The sequence below is a fragment of the Streptomyces sp. SX-6 genome (assembly GCF_059089585.1).
The window spans coordinates 1-7,506 of sequence record NZ_JBTHHU010000066.1; the positions used below are offsets into that span (position 1 = coordinate 1).

General features: G+C 68.8%; 6 protein-coding genes and 1 pseudogene. 4 read left to right on the plus strand and 3 right to left on the minus strand.

Annotation, left to right across the window (positions count from 1 at the left end):
- Positions 1-179, plus strand: a pseudogene (locus tag ACV530_RS36300) (type I glutamate--ammonia ligase); the annotation flags it as partial.
- 87 nt (positions 180-266) lie between these two features.
- Here ACV530_RS36300 and ACV530_RS36305 read toward each other — a convergent pair.
- On the minus strand, positions 267-1,229 hold the full coding sequence (locus ACV530_RS36305) for a hypothetical protein (protein WP_494337001.1): 963 nt from the start codon (positions 1,227-1,229) through the stop codon (positions 267-269).
- 215 nt (positions 1,230-1,444) lie between these two features.
- Between ACV530_RS36305 and ACV530_RS36310 the strand changes: the two genes are divergently transcribed.
- Together ACV530_RS36310 and ACV530_RS36315 are read left to right on the plus strand one after the other, a co-directional pair.
- Positions 1,445-2,857: a hypothetical protein gene (locus tag ACV530_RS36310; RefSeq protein ID WP_494337002.1), complete on the plus strand. Its 1,413-nt coding sequence runs from the start codon at positions 1,445-1,447 to the stop codon at positions 2,855-2,857.
- A gap of 328 nt (positions 2,858-3,185) precedes the next feature.
- On the plus strand, positions 3,186-3,449 hold the full coding sequence (locus tag ACV530_RS36315; RefSeq protein WP_494337003.1) for a hypothetical protein: 264 nt from the start codon (positions 3,186-3,188) through the stop codon (positions 3,447-3,449).
- A gap of 215 nt (positions 3,450-3,664) precedes the next feature.
- Here ACV530_RS36315 and ACV530_RS36320 read toward each other — a convergent pair whose 3' ends face one another.
- Together ACV530_RS36320 and ACV530_RS36325 are read right to left on the minus strand one after the other, a co-directional pair.
- Complete coding sequence (locus ACV530_RS36320) at positions 3,665-4,219, minus strand: Uma2 family endonuclease (RefSeq protein ID WP_494337004.1); 555 nt, start codon at positions 4,217-4,219, stop codon at positions 3,665-3,667.
- A 60-nt stretch (positions 4,220-4,279) separates the two neighbouring features.
- Positions 4,280-6,280: a DHA2 family efflux MFS transporter permease subunit gene (locus ACV530_RS36325; RefSeq protein ID WP_494337005.1), complete on the minus strand. Its 2,001-nt coding sequence runs from the start codon at positions 6,278-6,280 to the stop codon at positions 4,280-4,282.
- A 118-nt stretch (positions 6,281-6,398) separates the two neighbouring features.
- Here ACV530_RS36325 and ACV530_RS36330 point away from each other — a divergent pair, with 118 nt between their 5' ends.
- The gene (locus tag ACV530_RS36330; RefSeq protein ID WP_494337006.1) at positions 6,399-7,358 is read left to right on the plus strand and encodes an Lrp/AsnC family transcriptional regulator; all 960 of its coding nucleotides are present in this window, start codon (positions 6,399-6,401) and stop codon (positions 7,356-7,358) included.
- The last annotated feature ends 148 nt before the right edge of the window (positions 7,359-7,506 follow it).

Below are 7,506 nucleotides of genomic sequence, written 5' to 3' on the forward strand. Positions count from 1 at the left end.
CCACCAGCCTCCCCGCCGTCCTCGAAGCCCTCGAGAACGACAACGAATACCTCCAGGCAGGCGGCGTCTTCACCGCCGACCTCATCGAAACCTGGATCGACTACAAGCGCACGAATGAGATCGCGCCCATGCAACTGCGGCCGCACCCGCACGAGTTCGAGCTCTACTTCGACATCTGAGACGCGGATTCCGCGCGAAGGCCGCCATCCCCCGCTGCGGGGGTTGGCGGCCTTCGCCGTGAGAGCTCCGTACGAGAACGAGCGAAGCTACGCTGCGGGCGGCTCGGGGACGCGCCAGGTGATCTGGAATCGCTGGTCCGGCGGAAGTCCGAACCTGCCCACCGGGCCGATCTCCTTGATGAGATAGCCGAAGATCTGATGGTGGGCCTCTTCGGAGAGTTCGTGCCAGGTCTCCGGGGTCGCAGTCATGATCTCCCGCATCAAGGACGCATCCGATTCGGCCTGCAACATTTCGATGCGGTCTTCACGGTCCATCGTCTCGTCGGCGTGCATGGCGCTGATCGATCGCTGAAGGAGATTCGGCTCGACCGTCAGGCGCCGGAGGATACGGTCACAGCCGTAACGGAAGGCCGCGTGCGCGTCGACCGCTGCTTGGTCTGGGTAGTGGTAGCCGAAGGGGCTGCCTTGCTCGGCACCGAGGTAGTCGCCCTTCAGGGTCCGCAGGAGGGCACGCAGAGCGAGCTCGGCACCGTGCTCCTCAATGAGGCGGACACCGACCTGCACCCATTCGTCCTCCGAGACCACCGGCTCGTGCGGCACCGCGAGCGAGGGGTCGATCTCGATGGCGTTGAACGGGTTGATCATCATTCCGAGGACCGCCTCGGCGGTCCACTGCCCGTCGTCCGGGCCCCAGCCCTGCGACAGGGCCAGTTCCCGGGCCGACTTCATGCCGCCCGGTTCTCCCTCCCGCACTGCGCGCCAGAGAGGAAGGAACCGCGCCACCTCAGCCGTCGGGTCCCGGGGTGGATCGACACAGGAGACGGCGAGCACCGCCACGATTGACTGCACGGTCTCCCAGCGCGGGACGACCAAGCCCTTGAGGGTCGTTCGGACTCCCTCGTGGCTGACGAGCGCCGGGTGGTCGCCCTCGGTGATCAGAGCGCTCACCTTCCGCATGCCCGGGCGGCCCGCCGCCCGATGGAGTTCTTCCAGGGCGCGCACCAGCTCCTGGTGGGCTTCGTTCGAAGGACGGACGGTATCGGTGGTCACGGAACGGCGGATCCCTTCGGACTTTCAGGCGGCGGTCCGGATGACCGCCAGATAGCGCCAAGAGCATAGAAGTCGCAGGCAGGGTGGCCCCATGTCAGATTGCGCCAACTTCCCCGTCCCGGGCGTCAAACGACGACAAGCGATCGGAATCGGCCTGGAGCATGGAGGCAGCGCCGTAAGCGAACCGGCGCCGTCTTCCGAGGAGTTGTCCGCCCATGCACATCCCTGACTACGCCCGTGCCATGATCCGGTCCGCGCTGCCGACCGTCCCCACCTCCCGGCAGGTGGGGACGCTGGACTGCTGCCTCTGCGACAAGCCCTTCGGGGATCGGTTGCCCGTAGCGCTCGGACCGACACCCGAGTCGGGACTGTTCGGTTGCCACCCCTGTCTGACCCGGTTGGTCGCTCGGGCGCGGCGGGTCCGTGACGCGGCGCTGACCGGGGACGCCGAGAGGGCCCGAGCAGAGTCCGCGGCCTGGCTGCCGGTACGCGAGCGCCACCTCGCCCGGCTCGACAACGTGCGACAGGCTGCAGAGGCCGTGGCCGGACTGGCCCAGGACGATGACACCGAGGCACTGCGGGTCGCCTGGCTGCTGGTCTCGCTCGAATCGGCGTACGCCTGGGTCCCGGACACGCCGGAGCCGCCCGCCTCTGCGGATCGTGAGGGCCCGGCACTGAGGGACGAGGCTTTCCGGCTCGACCTGGCCATGATCACGGCGCGGGAGGCAGTGGCAGAGCGGCTCGCCTACCACCTGATCAACCAAGCGCAGCCCGAAGAGCCGGAGATGTGCGAGGAGTTCGAGTGCCCGGAAGGCTGCTCGGGACGACATGACTCCTCACAGATCGACTGCGGGCCGGACGCTGTCTTCGACGATCTGGCTGAGCACGGAATCACCGTGGAGAAGCCACAGCCCGAGCCCCTGTCACCGCGGCTCGCGGCTCTCTTGGGGAGAGCGGAGGCCGAGAAGAAGCACTCACCACTTCCAGGCATAGAGGAGCAGGCTCCCGTCGCTCTGGCTCACTTCGGCATCGACGCGGACGACACGGGTGTCCTGGTGAGCGCGGCGGCAGTCGGTCTGGTCGCCGACGCCTGGCGCGAGGGGCCGCTGGACGTGATCCACGCGGCCGACGACGGGCCGAGCGACGGGGAGATCTTTGCACAGAGTGTCGATCTGTACCGCAGAGCTCGCGCGGCGCTGATGGCCGCGCGGGACGACGGGCCCGAGGCGCTGCACGCGTTCGTGGCTGTCGCCTCGAATGTGGACCTTTCGTGGGCCGGCGGCTCGCGCTTCGCTCTGCGGGCAGTGTCCGAATCTGTGGCGGAGTTCGTCGAGCACGTCGACAACCGGGTCTGGTTCACCGCTGAGGTGATGCGTGAACAGGGCTGGCGCGCGGGAGTGCTCCATCGAGCCACTTCGGCCGCGTTCAAAGCTCCCGCGCACTTCGGTATGCCCGGCTGGCCTGCCGCCGTCGCCTCGGCGATGGAGCGTCTCGCCGCGCTGGACCGGTCCGGCGCGCCCGAGGTGCTGGCCGACCTCACGGCGGTGGAGACCGCATTGTTCGAAGCGCCCGACCAGCTGGGGGCGGACGCCCTCGACTGGCTCTCCCGCCAAGCCCTGCTCGGCTAGCACGAGGTATCGACATGCCGAGAAGCACTGGCAAATCTCTGGTCCGTACCTGTATGCAGTTCTTGGGCGAGCCCAGGCAGTTGCTGGCCGGACTCGTCCATCGCACCGCGGCCAGGGACCCACACGGAAGATGGGCGATCGACAACTGGTTCTCCAAACCTCTGGAACGCACAGGTTGGCACCCCATCGGAGACAAGGGCTGGTACGGAAAGCAGCTCAGCGGGTCGGGGCGCCATTGGACGTTCCGGTGGAGCGGTTTCCCGTATGCCGATGATGTAGCCGCCTCGCTGACCAGCGACCCATCCCTGCGGAAGGTGGGGGTCGCGCTATGAAGTGGGACGAAGTGGCCCCGGTCATCCTCGCAGCGTTCGGCTGCGTCATGCTGCTGCTGACGCAGGTCAACGAGGTGCTGTCGAAGCTGCCACAGGTCATCCGTGCGTGGCGGCAGGTACGGCAGGAACTACATGGTGATGCCGACTCCGGCCCTGGGGACCACTCAGCGAGCGCCACCGCCCCTGACACACTCGCGGTCGACCCCAGCGGCAGAGGCCGGACACCCGAAGAGCCCAGAGCCGGGCGAGACGAAGGCTGATCCAATCAACAGCACCGCTGGTAAGAATCGCTTGAGGTTGCCAGCCCGCAGTCGACCGCCTCGCCCAGCATATGCACCCACTGTGCACGGGCACCGTACACCGACCCCATATACGCAGGTCAGCGCACTTTCGCACCCGTACTTCGACATCTAAGAAGCCGTTGAGGCCCCGTCACTGCCGAATGGTGGCGGGGCCTCAGTGTTTCCCAGAACGGTCACGTGTAAAGGTTCAGCCGCGAGAGATCCAGGTCGAATCCAAAGGGTTCAGGGATGCGGACGGTCTCGCCGAACTCCCGGTCGGTACGCGTGCGATACCGGTCGTGGTTGGGCTCGGAGAACAGTGTCACCATGGAATCGCAAGCATCGACGATGAGGTAGAGCGGGATGCGCACCACCGCGTAGTCCCTCAACTTGCCCACCCAGTCGTTCTCCGGGTTGGAGGGCGAGACGATCTCCACCGCAATGAGCGCGAGGCCAGCCCGCACCGTATTGCCTTCGCCCTCCATGACCTCCTCGGGCAGATAAGTGAGGTCAGGATTACGGAGCTTCGCCGCATCGAGGGATTCCAGATCGGTGTTCTCGGTCGGCATGGAACCGCCCGGCACATGCGCGTCGAACTGCCGACGCACATGGAACAGGTTCCGCTGGTGGATCCCTGTCGGTACTGCCTGCGTGACGATCGCGCCGTTGCTGTACTCAACTTTGACGCCCTTGGGCGCAATCCGCTGGGCTGCTTCGAGCAACGCGAGGCGCTGCGGAGCGATGGCCACGGTGTCCCCCAAGGGGGCGCCGTGGCCAACCTATCCGCCAGGGAACAGGTCCCCCCAACATCAGCCCGGCAGAACCTCCTCCACCGCCGCGATGACCTCCGCCGCGTCCGGCTCCGTCCGCGGGCTGAAGCGGGCGGCGACCGCGCCGTCCGGGGCGATGAGGAACTTCTCGAAGTTCCAGCGGATGTCGCCGGCATGCCCCTCCGCATCCGCGACGCCCACGAGCCCGGCGTACAGGGGATGGCGGTGCTCGCCGTTGACGTCCGTCTTCTCGGTCAGGGGGAACGTGACCCCGTACGTCGCCGAGCAGAACGCGGCGATCTCCTCGGACGTGCCGGGCTCCTGGCCCACGAACTGGTTGCACGGTACGCCGAGAACCGTGAAGCCGCGCGGGGAGTAGCGCTCGTGGAGCTTCTCCAGTGCCGCGTACTGCGGGGTCAGCCCGCACTTCGAGGCGACGTTGACGAGCAGGACGGCCTTGCCGCGGTACTGCGCCAGGTCGGCCGGGCCGCCCTGCAGAGCCTCGATCTCCACATCGTGGAAAGACATGTTCGCTCCTTGCTTCCTGTGTTGGCCAGGCCAACCTATCCGGGGGCCCGTGAGCCGGAAAACCACCGCAGCACACACCACGGCAACGGCGCCCGCCGTAAGGGCGAGGGTGTTGTGGCCGGTGGCGAACGCCGCGTGCAGGGTGTGCCCGAGTGCCGCCCGCTGCCCGGCCGGTGCGGCGCCGAGGAGGGTGTCGGCACCGCCACCGGAGAGGGCCTGCGCCGCACCGGCCGGATCGGTGGTCCTGCCGTGGAGGGAAGCGGTCATGGCGGAGACGGCCAACGTGCCGAAGGCCGCAACTCCCCATGCATAGCCGAGCTGTTCGAAGGTGCTGTACGCGCCGCCGGCCATGCCCGCGCGCTCTGCGGGTACGGCACCGAGGGCGAGCGCGGCGGCGACCTGGAAGACCAGGCCCATGCCGACGCCGCTCAGCGCCAGGCCGCCCACCAGGACCGGCCATCCGGAGTCGGCGGTCAGGAAGCCCTCGGCCCCCACGCCAAGGCCGGCAAGAAACAACCCGAGGGCAGTGCCGAGACGAGGGGACGGCCTGGGCAGCCAACGGCCGTTGGCCAACGCCACCATGGCCGCGGCCGCCGCGTGCGGCAGGATCACCAGCCCGGCACCGACCGGGGAGAGGTGCTGGACGGACTGGAGCCACAGGGAGGTGTACGGCAGGATCCCGTACACCGTGCCCTCGCCGACCGCGATCGCGAGCATCGCGGCCGTGAACGCCGGCCGGCGGAACAGGGACAGGTCCAGCAGCGGGTACGCGCTGCGCCGTTGCACCAGGGCGAAGGCCACGAACGCGGCCACCGCCGCGCCCAGTGGCGTCAGCGTCCGGGCCGACGTCCACCCCTGGGCGTGTGCCTCGGTCAGGGCGTAGACGAACCCTCCCGCACCGAGCGCGAACAGCACCATGCCGGGGACGTCCGGACCCCGCCGCGAGGCGTCGCGCACCGGCACGGAGCGGGGGATCCAGCGGAAGGTCATGATCAGTGCGAGCACGGTGACGGGGACGTTGACGTAGAAGATCCACCGCCAGTCGAGGGCCTGGGTGAGCAGGCCGCCCAGGATCGGCCCGAGGGCGGCGGCGCTGGAGGCCACCGCCGCCCAGGCCCCGTAGGCGAACGTCAGGCGGCGGCCCGAGTACAGGGTGCGGAGCAGGGACAAGGTGGTGGTGAACATGGCCGCGGCGCCCAGGCCCTGGACCATGCGGGCGGCGATGAGCACGCCCATGCCGGGCGCCAGTGCGCAGGCGACCGACGCGAGGGCAAAAACGATCAGCCCGCCCGCGTACATCCGGCGGCGGCCGTACAGATCGGCGAGCATACCGGCGCCGAGCAGGGCAGCGGCCACGGCGAGCGCATAGCCGTCGGCCACCCATTGCAGTTGCGACAGCGACGAGTCCAGGGACTCCGACATGGCCGGCAGGGCGACCAGCACGATGGTGACGTCGATGAGCAGCATGAACGTGCCCAGGCAGATGGCGGCCAACGGCCCCCAGATACGCATGACTTAAGCTCCCGGAGAGTGGACAGGACGGACCCGCACACCTTCCGGGCCCGCCCGGCCCCATACCGAGCCACAGCCGGGAGAGCGGGACGATCCGGCGGAAGGAGAGGGAACGGCGGTGGATTCCGACACCCTGGACGCGCTGGATCAACGCCTCCTCCGCTCCCTCCAGTTCGACGGCCGGGCCCCCTTCAGCTCCATCGCCCGGGAACTGGACGTCTCCGAGCGCACCATTGCCCGCCGTCACCGGCGGCTGCGCACCCTGGGCCTGCGCATCGTCGGCGGGCCCGTGCCCTCCCGGCTGGGACTGACCCGCTGGTTCCTGCGGCTGCACTGCACCCCCGACGCCGCCGGCACCATCGCCGAGGCCATCGCCCGCCGTCCCGACACCAGTTGGGTCACCCTCGCATCGGGCGGCACCGAGCTCTACTGCGCCCTCGACACCCGCAGTCCGGACGAGCGCAACGCGCTGCTGCTGCAGAAGCTCCCGCGCACCCCACACGTGGTATCGGTCAGCGCCCACTGCATGATGCGCGTCTTCGTCGGCACCACCAGCACCTGGCACGCCACCCGCTTCCGCCCCGAGCCCGCGGTGGAACCCGCCGCTCCCCCGCTGCCGTTGGATGCCACCGACCGCACCCTGTTCACCGAACTCGCCCGCGACGGACGCGCCACCCTGCCCGAACTCGCCACGGCCACCGGCCGCTCGCCCTCCACCGTCCAGCGTCACCTCGACCGCCTCCGCGGCGAAGGCGCCCTGGGTTTCTTCGTCGACTTCGACCCCGGGCTGCTCGGCTATCACATGCCCACCCGGCTCTGGCTGAACGTGGCCCCCGCGCACCTGCGAACCGTCGGCGAAACCCTCGCCACCCACCACCAGATCGCCTTCGCCGCCGCCGTCACGGGCACCGCCAACCTGGTCGCCAGCGGCGTCTTCCGCAGCCCGGCCGACCTCTTCGACTACATCGACCGGCGCATCGGTCCGCTGCCGGGCATCCAGGGCATCGAGACCGCCCCGGTCCTCCGCGAGGTCAAACGTCTCGCGCCTGCGCTCCCGGCCCTGAACCACGTTTCCTGACGTTCTGTCAGCGGCGAGTTGGAGCGCGTCGATTAATAACGTGCAACCTCGTGGGGTCGGTTGTCGTTGTCCTGGTGTGGGTGTGCCTGGGGACGTGGGCAGTGCGCTGGCGGTGAAGTTCAGGGAGCTCTTCCCTCATCTCGATGAG

Coding starts and splice junctions, on each gene's coding strand:
- ACV530_RS36310 (WP_494337002.1), top strand. CDS start 1,445: ATGCACATCCCTGACTACGCCCGTGCCATGATCCGGTCCGCGCTGCCG.
- ACV530_RS36315 (WP_494337003.1), top strand. CDS start 3,186: ATGAAGTGGGACGAAGTGGCCCCGGTCATCCTCGCAGCGTTCGGCTGC.
- ACV530_RS36325 (WP_494337005.1), bottom strand. CDS start 6,280: ATGCGTATCTGGGGGCCGTTGGCCGCCATCTGCCTGGGCACGTTCATG.